Genomic DNA, 22,057 nt, shown 5'->3' with positions numbered 1-22,057 from the left:
ATGTGTGGTACAGCTATTAACAAACTTAGTTTAGGAGTAACAGATGGCTGGTCAACCTGAAATTACCAACATGGCTTTGTTTTGCGATTTCGAGAACATTGCGCTAGGGGTACGCGACGCCAAGTATGCGCAGTTTGACATCAAGAAGGTACTTGAACGCTTACTGCTCAAGGGCAGCATTGTCGTCAAAAAAGCTTATTGTGACTGGGATCGTTACAAGGAATTTAAGGCGACGATGCATGAAGCGGCTTTTGAATTGATTGAGATTCCGCATGTGCGTCAATCAGGTAAAAATTCTGCCGATATCCGCATGGTCGTCGATGCGCTGGATCTTTGCTATACCAAATCCCATGTCGATACCTTCGTCATCATCAGCGGCGACTCAGACTTTTCTCCATTGGTTTCAAAGCTGCGAGAAAACAACAAATATGTGATCGGGATTGGGGTTAAGGACTCGACTTCTGATTTGCTCAGCGCCAATTGCGATGAATTCATTTTTTATGATGATCTGGTACGAGAGCAAGAAGCACAGAAAAAACGTGCTGAAAATAAATCTCCGGCAAAAGCACCTGCCGGTGGCACGTCGAAAAAATCAATATTATTGAAGACTGAAGATGACAAGCGGCAGGAAGCACTCGATTTTATTGTCGAAACCATCGAAGCATTGATTGCTGAACGGGGGGAGGAGAAAATATGGTATTCCATGGTCAAGCCAACCATGCAACGGCGTAAGCCGGGCTTTGCTGAATCAGCTTACGGCTATCGTTCGTTCAAAGAATTGGTGGAGGACGCACAAAAGCACAATCTGCTCATGATGGTGCGTGATGAAAAAACAGGTCAATACACCATACGTTTACCAGTTGCGGCGGAATAGCAGAGCTATAAGTAATCCGTATGCAGCGTAGCCAGATTTGGGGTGTAAATTTAATCTACGGATTCATTCCATTCCATCCGAGCTATGCTTGTTAAGCTTACATTCGGCGCATGCGGAGGCTACAAATAAGCACGGGCATTTACTGTCATTCCAATCCATTAACTAAAGTCACGCGATAACGTGTGTCAGTGAGTGGGTGTGCGGACGGCAGGTCAGCAAGGTGCTGCTATACTTCATTTCTCTCCTCTAAAAGCGAGAGAGTATTGAATTGCCGGATTAATTAATGAAACCATTTGTTTCTTTTTCAACATCGTCGCCAGTGAATTTGCGGCGTGTGTTGGTGCTCAAAAATATCGCCGTGGTCGGTCTGACCTTGGCGGTGCTGGTGGTTGCAAAAGGCATGGGGATGCCGTTGCCGTTTGCGGTGATAGGCACCGTGCTGCTGGTACTCAATTTACTCACCTGGATACGGCTCAAATTCGCATGGCCGGTGCGGGAGATTGAGGTATTTGCGCAGTTGCTGCTAGATGTATTGTTGCTGAGCGCGTTGCTCTATCTGGCCGGAGGCGCCACCAATCCGTTTGTGCTGCTGCTATTGTTGCCGCTCACGATAGCTTCCGCCACGCTGTTAGCTATCTATGCTTGGGTGTTGGCTGCGGTAATCGTGGTCTGTTATACGTTCTTGATGTTCGTATACATTCCGCTGCCGCATTTTCATATTGACCACGTTGCCCGCTTAGACTCAAGTGCCTGGATCATGTGGTTCGGGTTCGTGCTGGGCGTGGGGTTGATCGGCTATTATGTGGTGAAGATGGGCAGCACCTTGCGCGAACGCGAGCGCATGCTGGCTGAAGTGCGTGAAAACGCGCTGCGTGATGAACATCTGGTGGCGCTCGGGGCACTGGCAGTGGGTGCGGCGCATGAATTAGGTACGCCGCTGGGGACGATGGCGGTAGTGCTTAAAGAACTTGAACATGAATATGCGATGCAGCCAGAATTGGTAAAAGAGCTGCATTTGTTGCGTGACCAAGTTACGCGTTGTAAAAACACGCTTTCGCACATGCTTTCGTCGACAGAACAAGCGCGAGCGGAAAGTGGTTACAGCATCGCGCTTGACAGTTATCTGGCAGACTTACTTGCGCAATGGCGCAGCATGCGTCCCTCGGCGCAGGTAAGTTATCGCTGGATGGGTCCATCCCCCGCACCGCAGATTGTAGCGGAACAAGTGCTGGGACAAGTTATCACCAATATTCTAAACAATGCTGCCGACGCTTCGGAGCACAGTGTTGAGGTGGAAGTTAGTTGCAATGCAGAGCAATTGAGGATCGAAGTTTCCGACCGTGGCACAGGTTTGACCCCAACTGCGGAAACTCATGCCGGAAAATTATTTTTTACTACAAAAGAAAGCGGGCAGGGACTTGGATTATTTCTGGTCAATGCCACACTACGCCGGTTTGGGGGTGCACTGTCATTGTCGAATCGGGATGGCGGAGGTGTGTGCACCCGCGTGACATTGCCCTTGGCTCGTTTGCGTGTGACGAATTCAATATGACCTTACCAGAATTGAAAAACTCGTTACCGCACACGCGCAAGCTGTTGCTGGTGGACGATGATGTCACCTATTGCAGGGTGTTAGCGCAGGCTCTTTCCCGGCGCGGTTTCGCGGTAAGTGTGGCAAAAGATGTGAATGAAGCCATTCAAATGATTGCACAAAATCTTCCTACTCACGCGGTGATTGATTTAAAAATGCCCGGGCCGTCAGGTTTGACATTGGTAGCCTATCTCAAGGAGCGTAATTTTGACGCGCGCATCGTGGTGCTGACCGGCTATTCGAGCATAGCCACTGCTGTGGAGGCAGTGAAGCTGGGTGCGACATACTATCTGGCCAAGCCCGCGGATGCAGATGAAATTGTCGCGGCTTTTGACCATCAGCCAGGCATTGCTGAAGCTGTGATTAAAACGAAAAGAATGTCAGTGGATCGCCTGGAGTGGGAGCATCTGCAAAAGGTGCTTGCTGACTGTGGCGGTAACATTTCCGCTGCCGCACGCATGCTTGATATGCATCGGCGCACGTTACAACGCAAGTTGCAGAAACATCCAAACCCTGAGCGGGGTGGCTAGTTCAGAAAAAACAACAGCAGTCCGATATGGTTGCCTTGTACCAAGACTGGAAAGCTGCTCCGAACCGGTTTAATATTCAATGTTGAGTACGAGGCACACAGCACACAACGACATTGGAATCAATGCCAGCATATAATCGGAGCTAGTGCCATACGCGCCCGAATTTCGTGCTGTATAGCTGGAAACTTTACGAAATATCATAATAAGTTTTAATAGAGTTAAATAATTCATGGCTAATATTGTTATTGCTGCGCTGTATAAATTTGCCAAACTGCCTGACTACCGTGAGTTACAGAACGGTCTGCTCGATTTTTGCATTGCGCAAGGACTCAATGGAACAATTTTGCTGGCTGCGGAAGGTATTAATGGAACGGTCGCTGGCACGCGCGCAGGGGTAGATGCATTGATCAATTTTCTCGGGACTGATGCGCGATTAAGAGGTATCGAACATAAAGAGTCCTATTCTGATGAAATGCCTTTTGACAGAATGAAGGTCCGCCTGAAAAAAGAGATTGTCACGCTAGGCGTACCAGGAGTGGATCCGAACGAAAAGGTCGGAACCTATGTGGACGCAAAAGACTGGAATGCTCTAATTTCCGATCCAGAGGTAGTGCTAATTGATACACGAAATGGCTATGAATACGACATAGGAACTTTTCGAGGTGCAATTGACCCCCACACCACTACATTTCGCGAGTTTCCCGCGTACATCAGCAAAAATCTTGATCCCGCAAAGCATAAAAAAATTGCCATGTTCTGCACGGGCGGAATTCGGTGTGAGAAAGCCACTTCTTTCATGCTCGAACAGGGTTTCAAGGAGGTTTACCATTTGCAGGGCGGGATTCTCAAGTATCTGGAAAATATTCCTGCTGAAAAAAGCATGTGGGAGGGTGAATGCTTTGTATTCGACCAGCGAATTTCTGTTGGACAGGGCCTGAAAATAGGGACGCATGATCAATGTTATGCCTGCCGTCATCCCGTTTCACAGGATGATAAGGCGTTACCCAGTTATCAAGCGGGCATATCTTGCCTGCATTGTTTTGATACCCTGCCGGAAAAAACACGCGCCCGTGCTGTTGAGCGGCAAAAACAGAATGCACTGGCGCTTAAACGGGGTGATTCGCACATTGGGGTGACGCAAAAAAAACAAACAGAAACGCAAAGCGAGAGCTAATGCCTTAAATGGCTATTTACATTTTAGTCAGAAACGGGGCCAATTGTGCGATAGAAAATTGCTACTTCCCGCTTGAAGAAAAAACAAAATATATTCTCGACATCGGCGCGCAATTGATGACATCATTCGAAGATGCCAGCCATTGTGTGATCAATGATTCTGACTTATAAACTTATTCCCACAGCGTTAATTAGATTTGCCGCTAGCCACGATTAAAATAACGGAGAGAAATTTATGAAGCCATCAACACCCGCAGGGGCGGTCACTAAAGACTTTGAAGAAGGTGAAAAGTTTATAGCCAGCAAAGACTACGCTAAAGCCATAAAATCATTTAAGAAAGCTGCAGAGCAGGGACATGCACTGGCACAAAACTATATGGGACTAATATACGCAAAAGGCCTGGGAGTTACTCAGGAGTTTCAGAAAGCAGAGCCTTGGTTTCGCAAGTCAGCAGAGCAGGGAGAGCCATTGGCCCAAAACAATCTTGGGCTTATGTATGCTAGAGGCGAAGGTGTTGCACAGAATTACCAGCAGGCTGTGTTCTGGTTGCTTAAAGCCGCAGAGCAGGGAAATTCAGAGGCACAATATAATCTGGGATTTATGTATGCAAAAGGTCAAGGTGTTACACAGGACGACGAGCAGGCTGTGTTTTGGTTTCGTAAGGCTGCAGAGCAGGGAGATGAAGTGGCCCAATACAACCTGGCCTTTATGTATGAGAAAGGCATAGGCGTTACACAGGATTACCAGCAGGCTGTGTTTTTATACAGCATGGCTGCAGGGCAGGGAAGTGCAGATGCTCAATTAAACTTGGGCGGCCTGTACGACACGGGTGAAGGGGTAGAACAGGATCAAAAGCAAGCTGTGACTTGGTGGAGTAAGGCCGCAGAGAGTGGACATCCGGTCGCACAAAACAATTTGGGGCTCATGTATGCGCAAGGCCATGGTGTTACACAGGACTATGTCGAAGCACATAAATGGTTCAATCTTGCCAGTGAGGCGGGTGATGAAAGTGCAAAAAATGGATTGAAGATTGCGGAATCGTTTATGACAGCATCCCAAATTTCCGAAGCGAAGGAACTGGCAAGTGATTGGAAAAAATCCCACTCATAGGTATTGGTGATCAACGGACGAATTACATTGAAGGCTTTATAAAAGCAAGAGCCTGCCCAGAATGTATAAAGTGCAGCAATACTCATCATACATTCGCATGAACAATGCTTGCCGGAACCCAATTGAGTTTGGTGGGAAGTTTGGGACATGGAGTATTGCGCCCTGCTGCTTATTCTCTGCCACTAGGAAGCAAATTTTTGCCTTATAGGCACGGGTGATATGTGTGGCAGATTTTTTTATGCAAGCTAGATGCCGGTTATTGATGGTGCCGGCTATGCGTTGAGCTTTTTGTTTATTCAAGACGATTTATCCCGCAGCAAAAATTTCTCATGTCTAACCTCGTTTAAACCTGGCCTTATTTAGAAATTTTAATTTTTGACGGCGCCAATTTTTCCTGTTTTGCTCCAAATAAAAGGTAATTATGGCGAAAGCAAAAATAATATATAGCTGCACTGAATGTGGTGGGCAGGTTTCAAAATGGCAGGGGCAGTGCCCGCATTGCACGGCTTGGAATACGCTGGTGGAAAGTGTGGCGGAATTGGAAACTAGCGGAAAAAATCGCTACAGCTCGCTGGCTACAATGAGCATGATGCAGACGCTGGCCGAAGTAGGAGCGGAAGAAGTCCCGCGCACGCCAACCGGTATCGCCGAGTTTGATCGCGTGTTGGGTGGCGGGTTAGTGAGTGGTGGTGTGGTTTTGATCGGTGGTGATCCTGGAATAGGTAAATCTACCCTGCTGTTGCAAGCACTGGCGCATCTCGCTACACATAAAAAAGTTTTATATGTCAGTGGCGAGGAATCGGCGCAGCAAATTGCCTTGCGCGCCAGGCGACTATCGCTGGATGCGCGGGGAATGTACCTGTTGGCTGAAATTCAGCTGGAAAAAATTCAGTCTGTTATCAAGCAGGAAAAACCTGATGTGGTGGTGATCGATTCCATCCAGACCATGTATTCTGAACATCTCACATCAGCTCCCGGCTCAGTAGCGCAGGTGCGTGAATCTGCAGCACAACTCACGCGCATGGCGAAGAGCACAGCGGTGACCATGATTCTGGTAGGCCACGTCACCAAGGATGGCACGTTGGCCGGCCCGCGTGTGCTAGAACATATCGTGGATACAGTGCTTTATTTCGAAGGCGATACCCACTCCAGCTTTCGCATGATACGTGCGTTCAAAAATCGTTTCGGTGCAGTAAACGAGCTAGGTGTGTTCGCCATGACCGAAAAAGGCTTGCGTGAAGTGAGTAACCCCTCCGCGTTGTTTTTGTCGCAGCATGGCGCGCAAGTGGCTGGTTCATGCGTGATGGTGACGCAGGAAGGTACGCGTCCGCTATTGGTCGAAATCCAGGCCCTGCTGGATGAGGCGCATTCGCCCAATCCGCGCCGCCTTTCATTGGGCCTGGAACAAAATCGTTTGGCCATGTTGCTGGCCGTACTGCACCGCCATGCAGGCATCGCCTGTTTTGATCAAGATGTGTTTATCAACGCGGTGGGCGGAGTGAAAATTACCGAGCCGGGTGCCGACTTGCCCGTATTGTTGGCCATCGTCTCTTCGCTACGCAATAAACCTCTGCCAGAAAAATTGGTAGTGTTTGGGGAAGTCGGCCTGGCTGGCGAAATACGTCCGGTGCAGCGTGGTCAGGAACGCTTACGAGAGGCTGCCAAGCTAGGTTTTACCCTAGCCATTATTCCCAAGGCTAACAAGCCGAAGCAAGAAATAGCAGGTATGGAAATTATTGCAGTGGAGCGGGTGGAGGATGCGGTGTCGAAAATGCGCTAGGGATGTTCAATATAATTCATGCCATCTTTTAAATCATGATGTTATAAATTATGCCATTAACCCTAGCCTGCAAAAATAGATGGGAATTCCAAGTACTTTTTCAATTTCTGCGAATTGAAAGTGCGCTTTATCGATCCGAGCAATCAAGACATCTCTATCGTCGTATCGGGATTTTTAGGATAACGAAGCAGAGCTTACTGCGGTGCGCACATCACTATACCTTCATTGATCCAGCCGCGAGCTACCACTTCCTGAATCGCTGCCTGATCGCTGGTGATCCGGTGGTTACTGTCGATGTTTTTACTAAATCCATTATTGTAGGCGCGATATATCGGCGCGGTGTCGGCGGGACATGTGTTATTCATGGGCATCATCGTCAGGAAATCGAGACTCTCGAAATTCCAGCGCTTTTGTGTTGCAGGCGTTGTCGCCTGCAATTGCTTAAGCTGCGTGCATTCATCTGCGCTGGCTGTATAGAAATGAGAATTTGGCCCGGGCGAGACGCTGCCGTAGAAGCGGCAGACAGGCACATTTCCGCCAGACGCGAACCTGACCCCCGTACGCTGCCAGCGTCCAACTGCGCCACTGTCAACAAAAGCCTGCTCGCCGGGATCGGCCGCAATGAAGTAATGATCCAGATCGGGATTGTAATATTCGACAACGGTGCCAGGGGTGGCAACGGGGGAGAAGGTTGCGGTTACACTTTGGGGCGTATTCATGGCAACGGAACAGGTAGCACTGGTGCCACTGCATGCTCCGCTCCACCCGGAAAAAATAAAACCCGAAGCAGGTGTAGCTGTAAGTGTGACATTGGTTCCGCGGGTAAAAGGCGCGTTGCATCTCGTCCCGCAGTTGATTCCGTCCGGGGATGAAATTACAGTGCCGTTGCCGTTATTAAGCTTGCTGACAGATAGTAAAAACGTCGGACCCGCGTTCAGCCATTGGTGAAGTCTATCGCTGTATGCGATATCAAAGCGGCCATATTCATCTGTTCCACTTCCAAAACAGCTTGGATTTCCTCCCCTCAACTGACCAATTAAATAATGGGCGCTATTAATTGTCTCGAATAAACCGGCGCCGCTACTGCCACCTTCTGTAATCCCAGAAGTATAGGCAACATCGAGAAATTTCCCGTTGTCTTTATTTGCGAATGTGCATTGATAAGTGTCCGTGAACGGATCTGTAGCAGTACAGTCCTGAAAAGATTGAAACCTGCCGAAACTTATTTTCTGCAAATCGCCTTGCGGATGATGGATGCTCGTCACGTAAGCATATAGTTCAGGTGTATTCGGGGACCATCCAGCATATAACGCTCCGGCCGGTGGGAGTTTGTTCAGCTGCATGAAGGACGTATCGGTTGTCTGGCTGCCATAGAGTAATGTTGCTCCACCGGTGCGTGTCTGAAATTCTGAATTAAGCGTGCCATTGTTGCAGGCCGCAGAGCGATAAAACCAGAAGGTTTGTAGTGTCGATGCAATCGTCTGACTGGTGATGCAGTGATTAGCGCTAAGAAAATAAGGCGTCCCACTTGACGCTGCGTCATTGAGCAGTGTTCCCGAGCACAGATAACTACTGCCAGAATCGACGAAGGTTATTTTTGCTGTGGATTTGCTTTCAGGACTCCATTCGCTGTAGCACGACACATCGATTTCACAGCTCGCGGCTTGTCCAATCTTGGAAATCTTTTCTCCCGCAGCCCGGAGGATGCTAAAAAAAAAATGAGAAACGCTGGGAATGGCAATTTCAAGTGTATCGGGGCTGATACCCAACGGTAATTCGATTTCCAGGGTCATTTCTTCGCCCTCGACATAGGGCGACCAATAGGTACGGGCCGCGTCGCTACTGTCGCCTGCATCCAAATTTCGCTGGATGGTCTCCATGATCTCTTTGCCGGCAATTTCGTAGGAGACTTCTGATCCCTGAGAATAGAAGCGGAAGGTAGCTTTCGTCAGCATGCGGCGCACCAAAATGCCCATGCGGATTCCCGTTGCCTGAGGTGATGTAATGCTGATCGCTGCAATCTTTCCGCCCTGGGGCGTGTTCTGCCACTTTAATTGGCTAGCGGTATCAGTGAGATTTCTCAGTTGGGGAATTTCGCGGCCGAAGCCAATTTTGTGGGGCGTACCGGGGCGCGAATCGACATTAGTTTCGGCTGATTTTTTTTCATTTGAAAGGGTGCCAATCGAGATTGAATGTGGTGAGGGAGAGATGCTCGCGCGACGGGGCTTTAAGGGTGAGACACCATCGTCAGCGGGTCGGGTGAAAGATTCGACCCGGCCAGTAATGGATTCAAATGGCTGTGCGTGGGATGGGATTGAGATGATCGTCAGCAATATCCACAAAACAGCTACAACATTGGAGTTTAAGTTGCCTGGCATGATTTATTTTGCGTTCTTTGTATCGTTGGATTTTACAACATACTACACCTCTACGGATTGAGAGCGGGCTCCATTTCGAGGTGTAGAGTTGTCAAGAGTCGCAAGGGGAAGCTATCTGGATGGGGTGGAGTTTTAATTACCGTGCAGTTTTACCCTAAAGTGGCTGAAGTTCACACAATAAAAGATCATAAAAAATTATGGCGGATTTAAATCCGCCCGTGAAATAATACTCCGATCCTCATTTTAGCTTCTTGGGTGGTGCCAAATCCGGTGGCACACGTCCTGAAAAAAGCCCTGAACCTAATTGGAACAGGGGCAGATGTCTTAACTAATTGGGAGAGGTTAAGATTTTACGTTCAAAGAGGGAAAACCTAGTATAGCTTGCGCTAATTGCAGTGGAACAATGTTTTATTTATGGGGGCTAACCGGATAAGCACGGTGGAACCTGTAAGAATTTCAATTTAGAGGAGGTGTTTTATGTCCGTGACTCTGATTAACTTGTTTGCAGTTCCGAATGGTAAGGAAGATGAATTTGTTAAGCTTTGGGAGGCTATCAAAGTAGATATTACCAAGCAGCCTGGATTCATCAGTGGAAAGTTTCATAAGAGCCTCAAGCCGGATAGTCGATTCAATTTCATCAACGTGGCTGTGTGGGAAAATGAAGAGATATATTGGAAGGCCTTTGAAAAAAGCGCAGCACCCATGAAAGAGAAGTTACATCAGATGGGTGTGGAAATGACCCCGGCTCTTTTTAACGTTCTATTCGAATATTAAGTAAAAATATACCACTGCTGCTCTTTGTTGCTTGCGGCGGGGTGCTTGATTAATCAGTTGGAGACTCTTATGCGAATTCTTCATACCATGCTCAGAGTGGGCAACCTGGATCGTTCAATTGCTTTTTATACAGAAGTGCTCGGCATGAAATTGCTGCGTCGAAATGATTATCCAGACGGAAAATTCACACTGGCATTTGTGGGGTACCAGGATGAAAAAGAGGGTGCTGTTTTAGAGCTCACTTACAATTGGGGCGTCGAAGAATATGATCTTGGATCAGGTTATGGTCATGTTGCAATTGAAGTCGATAACGCTAGCCAGGCATGTGAACTCGTTAAGCAAAAAGGTGGGAGCGTAATCAGAGAAGCGGGGCCAATGAAGCATGGCACAACTGTTATTGCTTTCGTATCCGATCCGGATGGATACAAAATCGAGTTTATTCAAAAGAAGAGCTGACCTCGCAGATATTTTTCAGCCAGAATAAAGCACGTTCTGCATAAATCACATACCCTCAGCTCTGAAATAACAGAATGGGGTTTTATTCAATTCACTAAGTTAGTCGACCCATGCTCCCATCTATTGAACAACGGCTCACAGTAGAAATTGCTGCCAAGCCTGCACAAATTGCATCAGCCATTGCCTTGTTGGATGAGGGTGCAACGGTCCCTTTCATCGCCCGCTACCGCAAGGAGGCGACTGGTGGATTGGACGATATTCAATTGCGGCTGCTGGAAGAGCGCTTGCGTTATCTGCGTGAACTCGAAGAACGTCGCGCTACGATCATTACCTCGATTACTGAGCAGGGCAAGATGACCCCGGGGTTGTTGAATGCAATCACGCATGCCGAGGACAAGACGCATCTGGAAGATTTGTATCTACCCTACAAACCCAAACGGCGCACCAAGGCGCAAGTTGCGCTAGAGGCGGGGCTGGCACCGCTTGCCGATTCATTGCTGGCTAACCCAATGCTCCAACCGGAAGAGGAAGCGGCCAAATACCTGAAACCGCCATTTACTGTTGAGCAATGCGACAACCCCGGCGTGCCAGACATCAAGGCGGCACTGGATGGTGCACGCCAAATCTTGTTGGAACGTTTCGCGGAAGACGCGACTTTGCTTCAATCCCTGCGCGAATATGTGCAAGAGCATGGCATCGTGGAATCTAAAGTGATTGAAGGCAAGGAAGAGCTTGCAGCGAAATATGCCGACTATTTCGATTACGCTGAATCGATCAAGACCATTCCTTCACACCGTACCTTAGCCATATTGCGAGGCCGTCGCGAGGAAATGCTGAATGTGCGATTGCGCCTCGACAGCGAGGTAGACAAAACAAATTGGAGTGCGCCGCATAACACTTGCGAAATACGTATTGCAAATCGTTTTGGCATTTCTCAGCAACATCGACCTGCCGACAATTGGCTGGTCGATACCGTGCGCTGGACATGGCGTGTGAAAAGTTTTGTGCATTTGGAATCGGAGTTGATGGGCGCATTGCGGGTTCGTGCGGAAAAAGAAGCGATCAATGTATTCGCGCGCAATTTGAAAGATTTGTTGCTGGCCGCCCCAGCAGGCCCACGCGTCACGATGGGACTTGATCCGGGGATACGCACCGGAGTCAAAGTAGCGGTAGTGGATGAGACGGGGAAAGTAGTGGACACCGCCATCATCTATCCGCATCAGCCGAGAAATGATTGGGATGGTTCCTTGCATACCCTGGCAAAATTAGCCGAAAAACATCGCGTAGCAGTGATCGCTATCGGCAATGGCACGGCCTCGCGGGAGACAGACAAATTGGCGCTGGAACTGATCAAGCGCCATCCAGAGCTGAAACTGACCAATGTCGTGGTGTCCGAGGCGGGCGCGTCGGTTTATTCGGCATCCGAAATTGCCTCGCGTGAGCTGCCTGATATGGATGTATCACTGCGTGGCGCGGTGTCGATTGCACGACGGTTGCAAGATCCGTTGGCCGAGCTGGTGAAGATTGACCCTAAATCGATCGGAGTCGGACAATACCAGCACGATGTCGGTCAATCCCAATTGGCACGTTCACTCGATGCCGTAGTTGAAGACTGTGTTAATGCTGTTGGTGTCGATGTTAATACCGCATCCGTTCCTTTGCTGGCGCGCGTTTCCGGGTTGAGCAGTAGCGTGGCGCAGGGAATTGTGGCTTACCGGGACATCAAGGGTATGTTCACCTCTCGTGCTCAATTACGCGAGGTTCCGCGTTTGGGTGAAAAAACCTTTGAGCAGGCAGCGGGTTTCTTGCGCATCATGGGAGGCGACAATCCGCTCGATGCCTCTGCCGTCCATCCTGAATCCTATCCGCTGGTGCAGCGTATCCTCGCGGAGCTCAAGCAAGATATTAAATCTGTTATTGGCAATAGCCAGCTATTAAATGCGCTCAGTCCCGCCAAATATGTGAACGAGCAATTCGGACTTCCGACCATTTACGACATACTGAAAGAGCTAGAGAAACCAGGGCGCGACCCGCGTCCTGAATTTACCACAGCCACTTTCAGGGAAGGCATAGAACAATTGTCTGACTTGAAGCCAGACATGATTCTTGAAGGTGTCATTACCAACGTTGCTGCCTTTGGTGCGTTCGTGGATATTGGTGTGCATCAGGATGGACTGGTACATATTTCAGCCTTATCGAATAGCTTCGTTAGAGATCCGCACACGATCGTTAAAACGGGACAGGTGGTGAAGGTGAAAGTGCTGGAAGTGGACGAAAAACGCAAGCGTGTCGCGCTCACCATGCGTTTGACCGATGCTGCACCGCAATCAAACGGTAAGCCAGAACCAAGGAACACACAGAGACAGCAAGATAGTCTGAGCCATACAAAGAGCGCAGTGGGAGACAAGCAACGAGAGCTTCCACGAACCGTACCAAGCGCTATGGCAGCCGCTTTTTCAAAAATTAAAACGTAAAGTGCCGGTAGAAAATGCAAATTGATTCGTTTTTGTTCAGCTGCCCGTGGGCACAAAGACGTGCCCACCCTACTTGACTTTGACCGGACAGTTTGTGCGGCGTTTTGGTGTCGGTGCAGGACATAAATGCTCTCCAGGATATCCGTTCTTCTTCACTCATTGCCGTCCCCTCATGACATTGGGTTGACGCCACACTTCAAAACCTTACAATCCCCATAGGTTCCGATCTCCTATGGTTCAGTCCAACGAGGTTTATCCGCCGCCAATAAGGTTGCGGGTTTAACAAGTTTGGGGAGGGCGGCAGATAAACGCTATTCGTTAGGTGTCACATACAATGCGTACTTTTTTTCGTTTGTCCATTTTTGCCGGTGCCCTTTGCGTTATATCCACGGCGTATGCTACAGCCGCTGATGACGGCATCGTGCCCTCCTATACGATGGAGGAAATATATGAACGCGCCGCTGCACTTAAACAAGTGCTGAGCAAAGACAAAACCCCTAATGATCCTACCGCACTTCTCGAACTTGCCATGAAAGCAGCTGAGTTTCGCGGCTACGTAGCTGGAATACTTGATTTACAGGCAGCGTATCCCAAGTTGGTTGAATGCTCTAAGCGGAATTCAATCGGACTAATCGCAGCGCGGACGGCTGGTATGGTTACAAGCGTTCCGCTTGACCGTGGGGGTCATCCTAGTTACAACATCTTGCTCTCCATCTATTTCGCGTGTGACGAATCCAATTGGACTAAAAAGAATAAATGACAAAATATCTCAACCATGTGACACCCAACGAGCCATGTAGGGTGGGCACGTCTTTGTGCTCACGCGGATTCGTCATTTTGGAGTAGACAGCTATGTCACGTTATCGCCGCGCAATGGCTGCAGGTTCAAGCTATTTCTTTACGGTGGTCGCTTACCGGCGGCAGCCGATTCTTTGTGACGAAGCGATTCGTAACGCCTTGCGCGCCGCAATCGAAACGATACGTGTGGCGCGTCCTTTCGTCATTGATGTATGGGTATTGTTGCCTGATCATTTACATTGCGTGTGGACATTACCTGATGGTGATGCCGATTTTTCCACCCGTTGGATGAGGATCAAGCGAGCGGTTTCTTTGGCCTGCAGAGAAGATTATCGTCGTGCCGACTGGGTGACTGCCTCAAAACTCAAACATCGCGAATCGACTATCTGGCAACGGCGATTCTGGGAACACCAAATTCATGATGAAAATGATTTTGCCCGCCATGTCGATTACATTCATTTCAATCCGGTTAAACATGGGCATGTACAACGTGCAGTTGATTGGCTTCATTCGACATTTCACCGCTATGTGCGTGATGGGAGATATGCGCATGACTGGGCTGTTGCGACGGAAAGTCGGGCCTGGGGTATGATTAACGCTGCCCGCGTGGGCACAAAGACGTGCCTACCCTACTTGGCTAACGTCATGCTCACCGGCGCGCTTCAGCGCGTCCAGTGCAGCTAAAGTTACCCTCCGCCTTCCTGTTCATGCCTCGCCAAGCCTACGTACCCGAGCCATTAGCGCCTGCTCTATGTGTGGTGCGACCGATGCCAGCCCCTTCTGCAGAAGCAAAGCAACGGTGTCATCGAGGGTTTCAGCTACTTTCGCGTATGTAGCGAGTTGTACCTGTTCTGCGATATCGATCGGGAGCCGAACAGTCAACTCCTTCAGCTGAGCTGTGGGGGTGGAGGGTGTAGCGAGAGAAGTGGAGGCAGATGGTTCGGAATATTCCCAATCTGGAAGACCCACCAGCCGACCAGCGGGGCTGTACACAAATTTGAGTTCTGGCTTGTTGTAGACCCTGTCGCGAATGTTCTTCTCGATTGTTTGGGCGAGGCTATCGATCGGTTTTTGCGCGTTACTCGTGAGAAGCCCGCGCTCGAGCGCTAGCCGTGCTAAGTCCTTGGATGCTGTGGGTGCTTTCAGTTCACCAAGGATGGTGTGAGCGGCTTCTTGCGCGGTTTTCATATGGGCGGACTCCTTTCTGTCTGGTTGTCTGTATTTCAACACAAAAGAAACGCCGCGTCAAGGGGGTACGTTCGGTGCGCTGGAGCCATGTAGGGTGGGCACGTTTTTGTGCCCACGCGGATTCGTTTATTTGCGTGATGGGGTATATGCGCATGACTGGGCTGTTGCGATGGTAAATGCGGTGCTGGGTATGATTAACGCTACCCGCTTGGGCACACCCTCCGGGTGCGAGAACCTCTACGAGGCAAAGACGTGCCCACTCTACTTGACTGATTCGGAATGACACGAAAAGACACAAAATCTCGGTTTAAAGCAAAACTGCTTCGTCCGGCAAAGTCTTGCGGTGATACTTCGTGGGCTTTTGTGATTCTGCCCAGGGATGCGAGCGGAAAGCTTCCTAGACGAGGAAGGACGACGATAGAGGGTACCATCAACGGCCATGGCTTCCGGGCTACGCTTGAGCCAGATGGCCAATTGAGTCATTGGCTGCGCGTAAACAAGGAGCTACTCGAAACCGCAGACGTAAACATTGGCGACATTGTCACGTTCGAGGTCAAATCAGTTGAGCAAGAGCCTGAACCTGAGATTCCCCCTGACCTACAAGAAGCCCTGACGACCACTCCCGAGGCTCGAGCCGTTTGGAACGATACAACCACCATCGCACGCGTGGACTGGATACATTGGATCACTTCAGCCAAACAGCCCAAGACTCGTGCGCAGCGGATTAGTAATGCTTGTGACATGCTCGCTTCTGGAAAGCGTCGGGTTTGCTGTTTCGATCCGTCGGGTTACTACAGTAAAGCCTTCAGCGCGCCCAAAGCGGTAGATTAGGTCAATCCATCTTTATGTTTTCACATACGCCTAACAATTTCTTCACGCCGAAGCCGCTTCGCAGGTCGGACTACCGGATAGAGAACACATGTAAAGTGAAAGACTAAACTGAAGGAGAAAGCACTATGAGAAGTACCTTCGCAATCAATTACATGACGCACGATGGCGTCATGCAATCAACTGGAGTCTTCCAATGACCCCCACCATCACCGCCTTTGAACAATCGCCCGATCGCGGTAAAGGACTCGCGCGCGACATGCGGGTTCGCTGGGCCCTCGAAGAAGTCGGTCAACCTTACGAAGTTCGTCTTGTTTCGTTCAGTGCGATGAAGGAACCCGCGCATCGAGCGCTTCAACCTTTCGGGCAGATTCCCACCTATGAAGAAGGCGATCTCGCCCTGTTCGAGTCGGGGGCCATCGTGTTCCATATCGCGGAGCACCATGCAGGCCTGCTGCCAGACGATGAAAATGCCCGGGCGCGCGCGATAGCGTGGATGTTTGCCGCGCTCAACACGGTGGAGCCGCCGATCCTTGATCTCTATACCGCCAAGCTCCTGGAGGGTGACAAGCCCTGGTCCGAGCAGCGCCTGCCTCTCGTCGAGGATCGCATCCGTGACCGGCTGGGCGAACTTTCCGCTCGTCTTGGTGATGCCGACTGGCTCGATGGTGCGTTCAGCGCGGGCGATCTTTTGATGGTGGCGGTACTGCTTAGGTTGAATGCATCGTGTTTGCTGGACGAATATCCGAACCTCCTCGCCTATGTCGCCCGTGGCGAAGCGCGACCCGCCTTCAAGCGTGCTTTCGACGCTCAATTGGCGGTGTTCACTGGTAAGCCACCGACAGGCTGATAAAGGTCCGCTGTGGTTTAGGGTTGTCAGATGCCTGCCCTTAGTCGCAGCCCGAGCAAGATGCAACGACCCTCAGTGGGGCAGGCGTCTGACAAGCCTTCAGGGAGGAAACCGCGGTGATGCTGCTGGTGCGCGTTAGTGTGGGCAAAGACCTATGGGGATTTGAGGAATCACGCTGCGGCTGAAGATGAAGATCCCATCGTTTGAGCTAACGATGACACGGCTCAGCTGACCCAGGCATCCGGTATCGGAGCGACTATTTGCAATTTCACATTGAGGCGGTGCGCCAGGAATGGCGTTTTTACATCGCCAGGCAACGCCTTCTCGTATCGGTATTGACCGATGTCGTTTGGATTGTCGAAACCCGCTGATGCTCATGTCACACCTCGACACGGTGGTGGCGCTCGGATGTTTGATGCGCGTGCCAATATTCCAGTCACGATCATCGCCGCACCACATTCCCGGCAAACGAAGGTCGGTGTAACCGTTTCGTTCGACACATCAATCTCTTTGGGCTCCACCGGTGCCACATTCAACAGTTCGCGCGCTCGTGCAAGATTCTCCCGCCGACCGGAATTAGCGATCAGGCCGTAGTGACGGATACGGTGAAATCCACTGGGCAGCACATGTAATAGAAAGCGCCGCATGAATTCGTCGGTCTTGAGCGTCATCGTCTTGTGGCGTGTTCCCCCCGTCTCTCGGTAATCTTTCCACTTAAAAGTCACACCACGCTCATCCAGCGCGATCAGGCGAGAATTGGCGATCGCCACCCGATGGGTGTAACGCGACAGATACACCAACACTGCCGCAGGTCCGGCAAAGGGGCGTTTGGCATATACCACCCATTCGCACTTGCGCAGCGGAGCAAGCCACTCTGCGAAGGCAGTCGCTTCACTCAGCTGCGCATACTCACCGAAGAACTGCAATTGACCAGCACGATGAACCTGCGCCAGCTCTTCCAAGAAGCGCCGCCTAAACAATCGCGACAACACACGCACCGACAAGAAGAAGCCCGGCTTGCACGCCACCCAACGCTCCCCATCCAATGACAACCCACCGCCGGGAACAATGCCATGCACATGAGGATGATGTGTAAGCGCCGATCCCCAAGTGTGCAGCACCAACGTTGCCCCAATGCGTGCCCCCAGATGCTCGGGATCGGCGGCGATGGTATGCAGCGTCTCGGCCGCCACCTCAAACAGTAAACGATAGATCACCGCCTTGTTGGTGTAAGCGATGGCGCTGATCGGCGCGGGCAAGGTGAATACGACATGGTAATAGTCCACCGGCAACAGCTCGGTCTGACGGGCTTCGAGCCAACGCTTGGCGGCGCTGGCCTGACACTTTGGGCAATGCCGGTTACGGCAGGAGTTGTACGCGATTTCGTCATGCGCACACGCTGGACAATGCAACACATGCCCTCCCAGCGCCGCGCTGCGGCACTGTTCGATGGCTGACATGACCTTCAGTTGCCCTAAACTCAAATGCCCTTGCTGAGCTGCTCGCCATGCCGGACCCTGGGCGCGGAAGATATCAGCGACCTCCAGTACGGGACGCACCATGCTGGTGAGTTACACGGTGTCTACATGGAATTCAGGCTATCCAACGGACTGACCACTTCGCGCAGAATCTTGGTCGCCACTTGCGTATAGAGTGCTGTCGTCTCCAGTTTTTTATGCCCCAGCAAAACCTGAATCACCCGAATATCCACCTTCTGTTCCAACAAGTGAGTAGCGAAGCTGTGACGCAGGGTGTGCATCGAGACGCGTTTGTCGATCTGGGCGACCTTGGCCGCCTCATGGATGACTCGGTTGAGCTGACGGGTGCTGATCGGGTCAGCGGGATCCTGGCCCGGAAACAACCAGCCCCCATTGAGCATCCAACCTGAGGCACGAGCAGCGCGCCACCAAGTCCGCAGGCTCTCCAGCAGGACGGGGGAGAGCATCGCGTAGCGATCCTTGCTGCCTTTGCCCTGTTCAATGCGCAGGGTCATGCGTTCGCTATCGACATCACTGACTTTGAGCGCAGCGACCTCGCTGACGCGCAGTCCCGCGCCGTAGGCAACTGACAATGCCGTTTGGTTCTTGAGGTTTCCGGCACAGCCGATCAGGCGCGCGACTTCTTCCTGACTCAAGACAATTGGAATCTTGCGCGGCTCGCGCACCGGATGCATGTGCCTCATTAACTCGGGCTGATCAAGGGTGCTATTGAAGAAGAACTTCAATCCGGTTATCGTGATGTTGAGTGAGATCGACGACATGCCGTGATCGACCAAGTACATCTGATAACGCCGTAAGTCTTCGGCCGTTGCGGTATCCGGCGAACGTTTCAGCCAGTCATAAAACCGGCTGACCGCGCGGAGGTAACCGCTCTGGGTCTTGGCGGCAAGTTTGCGCATCCGCATGTCGTCAAGAAAGCGTTGACGCAACGGACTGAGGGGGTGTGTCGTTGAGTTCATGATGCTGCTCCTATCGAAAAATGAGGCGGATTGCCTCACTTCTCAACATAAGCAGCGGTGCGCTTCTGTCAACTACCCACAAGCGCTAAATCGGAGCGCCAATTACCGCGCGAGCGGTTTAGTCCTTGGGCTTTGAGCCGTCCTTCGCTGCTCTGAAGACGTAAGTTACGCGCGAACGGTCTCCACGTCGCTGTCGATCTTGACGCCTACTGTCACGGCCATGCCGAGACTATAGAAAATTCCATCACGTTTGGAGCTCCTCTCAGGGAGAGAAAGTCATCAATGTGCCACTCCAATACATTGGAGCGCCGTTTAGCCAAATTAACACTGAAACGTATGTACTGCCCACTGTATCGGCACGTTGGTAATGTATTGTTCATCCGCCCATTGCAATGGTGGGTTTCATTTTATTTAGCTTAATTATGTTTTGCATAATGATTGATTCTGAAATTTAATTTCAGATTTTTTAGTAGGAACTTTGGTTTTTAATTCCAGAAATCCGGCTTCAGAATTTGTGACTGTCAGAATTGATTGGTTAATAATCGTTATATACATTAAAATATAACGATTCCTGATCTGTAGGCTGGATTTGGGTAAATTCCCCATCATTTCTCATCGCGAGCCTATATGCCAAACAAGCTTTTTTCTTCTCGACGGATTATTTTTCTGGCCGTTCTTTCTACTAATATGGGTTTATCTGTCACGGTTTTAGCGGAAGAAGACCCAGCTTTCTTGGGTGAAATTAAAGTCAGCGGAAAAAAAGTTGATTCGGATTACCGCACAGACAAAGTAAAAATTGGCCCCTTAAGTGAAAAATCGTTGTTGGATACTCCTTATGCGATCGATGTGATTCCCGCGGAGCTGATGCGAAACCAGCAGTTTAAAAGCGTGCGTGAAGCTTTTCGTTATTTGCCATCCGTTCAGGGCGAGAATATTCGGCCGCAAACGCGTGGCCTGCAAGCTGGCGTGGTACAGAATACACGCATCGACGGTATGAATATCGCAGCCACTACCGATTATCCCATTGAGCAGTTTGAGCGCATCGAAGTGTTGAATGGGTTGGCAGGAGCGATCTATGGGCCTTCTAATCCGGCTGGTACCTTCAATTATGTAATAAAGCGTCCGACTGATGAGCCTCGGAGGCGGATCGGTGTGGGCTATGGCACGCAGAGCGCGGCTCTGGGCAGTGTCGATTTGGGCGGTTATGTGGATAAGGGAAAAGTGTTTGGTTACCGCCTTAATTTATTGAATGATACCGGCGAGGGTTACGTTGACCGTAGTCGGCTTGAACGTAAGCTGGTGAGTCTGGCAGTGGATGTCAATTTTACCGATGTCACCAAATTGGAGCTGAATGCCAGTCGCTACCATTACCTCAGCATGGGTTTTCCCGGAACTTTTAGCTTGCAGAACGACAATGTGCGTTTTCCTTCAGCGCCTGATCCCACGCGGGTGGGTTATGGCCAGCCTTTTGGCGGTGATAACAATATTACGAAAACTTTCAGCGGTAAACTTAAGCATAGTTTTAACGCTGACTGGCAAATATCGGCGGGCTTGTTGCAACAAGATAGTGATCGTGCTTCGACCGTACCCACCAATACACTGACAAATAATGCAGGGAGCTACACTACGACAGCCGCTACGACGACTTTCAGTCTGGATCGTATTCTCAGTAATACGATCGCGCTCAATGGTCATGCTAAAACCGGAGATTGGACGCATGATCTGATATTTTCCAGCACTGGATTTACTTGGGATCGCTATACACCCAACAAGATAGGTGCAATTACTCTTGGAAGCGCCAGCCTGGATAATCCTGTTATTTTCAATGAGCCAGTATTTCCAGATTTCAAAGATCGTTATAAATCCCAGACCACGCGCCAGCAGTCTCTCAACATAGGCGATACCATTAGCTTCAATAAGCAATGGTCAGCAACGCTGATTGCCAGCCAAAGCTGGATCACAGCACGCAGCAATAACAAAGCTGGCGTGGACACCAGCCGCTATGACAAGGATGGCATTAGTACCAACGCCATCCTTTCTTATAAGCCGCAAAGCAATATGACGGTGTATGGGTCTTATGCGGACAGCCTGCAGCAGGCAGATCCAGTGCCCAATAATCCGCAAGCGATATTGGCGCCGTATCGTAGCAAGCAGTGGGAATTAGGCTATAAAGTCAGTATTGCGAAAATGAATTTGACTGCGGCACTCTTCCGCGTTGAGCGACCTTATCCCTATATTGGAGCAGATGGCGTATTCAGGGTGCAAGGCGACCAGATAAATAATGGCCTGGAATTAACCGCTAACGGTACCTTAACCCGAGACCTGACGATATACAGTGGCGTAACTTTCCTTGATCCACGTCTTGAAAATACACTAACTGCTGCCACTGAAGGCAAGCAGATTCTGGGTTTATCCAAGGTAGTAAGCAGTGTATTGCTTGATTATCGCATTGCGGCGGCGCCCGGCCTATCGGTCAATCTACATATTGCGAATGCGACAAGCCGCCCAGGAAATCATACCAACACTTATTCGGTGGCGGGTTTTACGACAGTAGATGTGGGCGCACGTTATTACAGCCAAATAATGGGCAAAGCAGCGAGCTGGAACCTGACTCTTTATAATCTCGCCAATGAGCGCTACTGGGCCAATATTACGCCCAATGGCCAAAACGGTTTTAGCGCAACCGGCAATGGTACCGGCACTTTAGGCGCGCCGCGCACCCTGCGTGCCTCATTACAGATAGATTTCTGATTCAGGTGAAGTCGATATTAAATTACATCATTAAATTACATTG

General features: G+C 50.2%; 19 protein-coding genes. 15 read left to right on the top strand and 4 right to left on the bottom strand.

Features of this window, described 5'->3' with window-relative positions; translation table 11 throughout:
• Positions 1-43 precede the first annotated feature (43 nt).
• The 6 genes from MKZ32_RS10360 (at position 44) to radA (ending at position 7,059) form a co-directional block, all read left to right on the top strand.
• Positions 44-874: an NYN domain-containing protein gene (locus MKZ32_RS10360; protein WP_239797191.1), complete on the top strand. Its 831-nt coding sequence runs from the start codon at positions 44-46 to the stop codon at positions 872-874.
• A 283-nt stretch (positions 875-1,157) separates the two neighbouring features.
• Positions 1,158-2,426 carry an ATP-binding protein gene (locus tag MKZ32_RS10355; RefSeq protein ID WP_239797190.1) on the top strand — a complete coding sequence of 423 codons (1,269 nt, stop codon included), beginning with the start codon at positions 1,158-1,160 and terminating at the stop codon, positions 2,424-2,426.
• Entirely contained in the window at positions 2,423-2,995 is a 573-nt protein-coding gene (locus MKZ32_RS10350; RefSeq protein ID WP_239797189.1) for a response regulator transcription factor, read from the top strand. The genes MKZ32_RS10355 and MKZ32_RS10350 overlap by 4 nt, the downstream gene beginning before the upstream one ends.
• A 229-nt stretch (positions 2,996-3,224) precedes the next feature.
• Positions 3,225-4,169, top strand: coding sequence for an oxygen-dependent tRNA uridine(34) hydroxylase TrhO (gene trhO, locus MKZ32_RS10345; protein ID WP_239797188.1), 945 nt, complete (start codon positions 3,225-3,227; stop codon positions 4,167-4,169).
• Positions 4,170-4,403: 234 nt separating this feature from the next.
• Positions 4,404-5,279: an SEL1-like repeat protein gene (locus MKZ32_RS10340; protein WP_239797187.1), complete on the top strand. Its 876-nt coding sequence runs from the start codon at positions 4,404-4,406 to the stop codon at positions 5,277-5,279.
• Between the two features lie 421 nt (positions 5,280-5,700).
• Positions 5,701-7,059, top strand: coding sequence for a DNA repair protein RadA (radA, locus tag MKZ32_RS10335; RefSeq protein ID WP_239797186.1), 1,359 nt, complete (start codon positions 5,701-5,703; stop codon positions 7,057-7,059).
• Positions 7,060-7,253: 194 nt separating this feature from the next.
• Here radA and MKZ32_RS10330 read toward each other — a convergent pair whose 3' ends face one another.
• Entirely contained in the window at positions 7,254-9,035 is a 1,782-nt protein-coding gene (locus MKZ32_RS10330; protein WP_239797185.1) for an InlB B-repeat-containing protein, read from the bottom strand.
• A 28-nt stretch (positions 9,036-9,063) separates the two neighbouring features.
• Between MKZ32_RS10330 and MKZ32_RS10325 the strand changes: the two genes are divergently transcribed.
• From MKZ32_RS10325 to MKZ32_RS10300, 6 genes are all read left to right on the top strand, one after another.
• The gene (locus MKZ32_RS10325; RefSeq protein ID WP_239797184.1) at positions 9,064-9,498 is read left to right on the top strand and encodes a hypothetical protein; all 435 of its coding nucleotides are present in this window, start codon (positions 9,064-9,066) and stop codon (positions 9,496-9,498) included.
• Between the two features lie 416 nt (positions 9,499-9,914).
• Complete coding sequence (locus MKZ32_RS10320) at positions 9,915-10,211, top strand: antibiotic biosynthesis monooxygenase family protein (protein ID WP_239797183.1); 297 nt, start codon at positions 9,915-9,917, stop codon at positions 10,209-10,211.
• A 69-nt stretch (positions 10,212-10,280) separates the two neighbouring features.
• Positions 10,281-10,667: a lactoylglutathione lyase gene (gene gloA / locus MKZ32_RS10315; protein WP_239797182.1), complete on the top strand. Its 387-nt coding sequence runs from the start codon at positions 10,281-10,283 to the stop codon at positions 10,665-10,667.
• Between the two features lie 110 nt (positions 10,668-10,777).
• Positions 10,778-13,141, top strand: coding sequence for a Tex family protein (locus MKZ32_RS10310; RefSeq protein ID WP_239797181.1), 2,364 nt, complete (start codon positions 10,778-10,780; stop codon positions 13,139-13,141).
• 334 nt (positions 13,142-13,475) lie between these two features.
• Positions 13,476-13,901, top strand: coding sequence for a hypothetical protein (locus tag MKZ32_RS10305; protein ID WP_239797180.1), 426 nt, complete (start codon positions 13,476-13,478; stop codon positions 13,899-13,901).
• Positions 13,902-13,993: 92 nt separating this feature from the next.
• Positions 13,994-14,623 (top strand): REP-associated tyrosine transposase, encoded by a 630-nt coding sequence (locus tag MKZ32_RS10300; RefSeq protein ID WP_239797179.1) that lies wholly within the window; start codon positions 13,994-13,996, stop codon positions 14,621-14,623.
• A 21-nt stretch (positions 14,624-14,644) separates the two neighbouring features.
• Here the strand turns inward: MKZ32_RS10300 and MKZ32_RS10295 are convergent, their stop codons facing one another.
• Positions 14,645-15,127: a winged helix-turn-helix domain-containing protein gene (locus tag MKZ32_RS10295; RefSeq protein WP_239797178.1), complete on the bottom strand. Its 483-nt coding sequence runs from the start codon at positions 15,125-15,127 to the stop codon at positions 14,645-14,647.
• A gap of 279 nt (positions 15,128-15,406) precedes the next feature.
• Between MKZ32_RS10295 and MKZ32_RS10290 the strand changes: the two genes are divergently transcribed.
• Both MKZ32_RS10290 and MKZ32_RS10285 read left to right on the top strand, forming a co-directional pair.
• The gene (locus MKZ32_RS10290; RefSeq protein WP_239797177.1) at positions 15,407-15,958 is read left to right on the top strand and encodes a YdeI/OmpD-associated family protein; all 552 of its coding nucleotides are present in this window, start codon (positions 15,407-15,409) and stop codon (positions 15,956-15,958) included.
• A 193-nt stretch (positions 15,959-16,151) separates the two neighbouring features.
• A complete protein-coding gene (locus tag MKZ32_RS10285; RefSeq protein WP_239797176.1) occupies positions 16,152-16,805 on the top strand; it encodes a glutathione S-transferase family protein in 654 nt (217 codons plus the stop codon).
• Positions 16,806-17,179: 374 nt separating this feature from the next.
• Here MKZ32_RS10285 and MKZ32_RS10280 read toward each other — a convergent pair whose 3' ends face one another.
• Positions 17,180-18,367: an IS91 family transposase gene (locus MKZ32_RS10280; protein WP_239797175.1), complete on the bottom strand. Its 1,188-nt coding sequence runs from the start codon at positions 18,365-18,367 to the stop codon at positions 17,180-17,182.
• A gap of 20 nt (positions 18,368-18,387) precedes the next feature.
• Positions 18,388-19,263: a tyrosine-type recombinase/integrase gene (locus tag MKZ32_RS10275; RefSeq protein ID WP_239797174.1), complete on the bottom strand. Its 876-nt coding sequence runs from the start codon at positions 19,261-19,263 to the stop codon at positions 18,388-18,390.
• 627 nt (positions 19,264-19,890) lie between these two features.
• On the opposite strand from MKZ32_RS10275, the gene MKZ32_RS10270 reads away from it, so the two are divergent.
• Complete coding sequence (locus MKZ32_RS10270; protein WP_239797173.1) at positions 19,891-22,014, top strand: TonB-dependent receptor; 2,124 nt, start codon at positions 19,891-19,893, stop codon at positions 22,012-22,014.
• The last annotated feature ends 43 nt before the right edge of the window (positions 22,015-22,057 follow it).

This window comes from Candidatus Nitrotoga arctica (genome assembly GCF_918378365.1).
GTDB classification, from domain to species: Bacteria; Pseudomonadota; Gammaproteobacteria; order Burkholderiales; family Gallionellaceae; genus Nitrotoga; species Nitrotoga arctica.
Note: the sequence above shows the minus strand (reverse complement) of the source record. Positions and strands in the feature narration are given on the sequence as shown.

Excerpts from the sequence above, each read along its gene's own strand:
- MKZ32_RS10360 (WP_239797191.1), top strand. The coding sequence starts at position 44 with ATGGCTGGTCAACCTGAAATTACCAACATGGCTTTGTTTTGCGATTTC.
- MKZ32_RS10355 (WP_239797190.1), top strand. The coding sequence starts at position 1,158 with ATGAAACCATTTGTTTCTTTTTCAACATCGTCGCCAGTGAATTTGCGG.
- MKZ32_RS10350 (WP_239797189.1), top strand. The coding sequence starts at position 2,423 with ATGACCTTACCAGAATTGAAAAACTCGTTACCGCACACGCGCAAGCTG.
- trhO (WP_239797188.1), top strand. The coding sequence starts at position 3,225 with ATGGCTAATATTGTTATTGCTGCGCTGTATAAATTTGCCAAACTGCCT.
- MKZ32_RS10340 (WP_239797187.1), top strand. The coding sequence starts at position 4,404 with ATGAAGCCATCAACACCCGCAGGGGCGGTCACTAAAGACTTTGAAGAA.
- radA (WP_239797186.1), top strand. The coding sequence starts at position 5,701 with ATGGCGAAAGCAAAAATAATATATAGCTGCACTGAATGTGGTGGGCAG.
- MKZ32_RS10330 (WP_239797185.1), bottom strand. The coding sequence starts at position 9,035 with ATGGGCATTTTGGTGCGCCGCATGCTGACGAAAGCTACCTTCCGCTTC.
- MKZ32_RS10325 (WP_239797184.1), top strand. The coding sequence starts at position 9,064 with ATGCTGATCGCTGCAATCTTTCCGCCCTGGGGCGTGTTCTGCCACTTT.
- MKZ32_RS10320 (WP_239797183.1), top strand. The coding sequence starts at position 9,915 with ATGTCCGTGACTCTGATTAACTTGTTTGCAGTTCCGAATGGTAAGGAA.
- gloA (WP_239797182.1), top strand. The coding sequence starts at position 10,281 with ATGCGAATTCTTCATACCATGCTCAGAGTGGGCAACCTGGATCGTTCA.
- MKZ32_RS10310 (WP_239797181.1), top strand. The coding sequence starts at position 10,778 with ATGCTCCCATCTATTGAACAACGGCTCACAGTAGAAATTGCTGCCAAG.
- MKZ32_RS10305 (WP_239797180.1), top strand. The coding sequence starts at position 13,476 with ATGCGTACTTTTTTTCGTTTGTCCATTTTTGCCGGTGCCCTTTGCGTT.
- MKZ32_RS10300 (WP_239797179.1), top strand. The coding sequence starts at position 13,994 with ATGTCACGTTATCGCCGCGCAATGGCTGCAGGTTCAAGCTATTTCTTT.
- MKZ32_RS10295 (WP_239797178.1), bottom strand. The coding sequence starts at position 15,127 with ATGAAAACCGCGCAAGAAGCCGCTCACACCATCCTTGGTGAACTGAAA.
- MKZ32_RS10290 (WP_239797177.1), top strand. The coding sequence starts at position 15,407 with ATGACACGAAAAGACACAAAATCTCGGTTTAAAGCAAAACTGCTTCGT.
- MKZ32_RS10285 (WP_239797176.1), top strand. The coding sequence starts at position 16,152 with ATGACCCCCACCATCACCGCCTTTGAACAATCGCCCGATCGCGGTAAA.
- MKZ32_RS10280 (WP_239797175.1), bottom strand. The coding sequence starts at position 18,367 with ATGGTGCGTCCCGTACTGGAGGTCGCTGATATCTTCCGCGCCCAGGGT.
- MKZ32_RS10275 (WP_239797174.1), bottom strand. The coding sequence starts at position 19,263 with ATGAACTCAACGACACACCCCCTCAGTCCGTTGCGTCAACGCTTTCTT.
- MKZ32_RS10270 (WP_239797173.1), top strand. The coding sequence starts at position 19,891 with ATGCCAAACAAGCTTTTTTCTTCTCGACGGATTATTTTTCTGGCCGTT.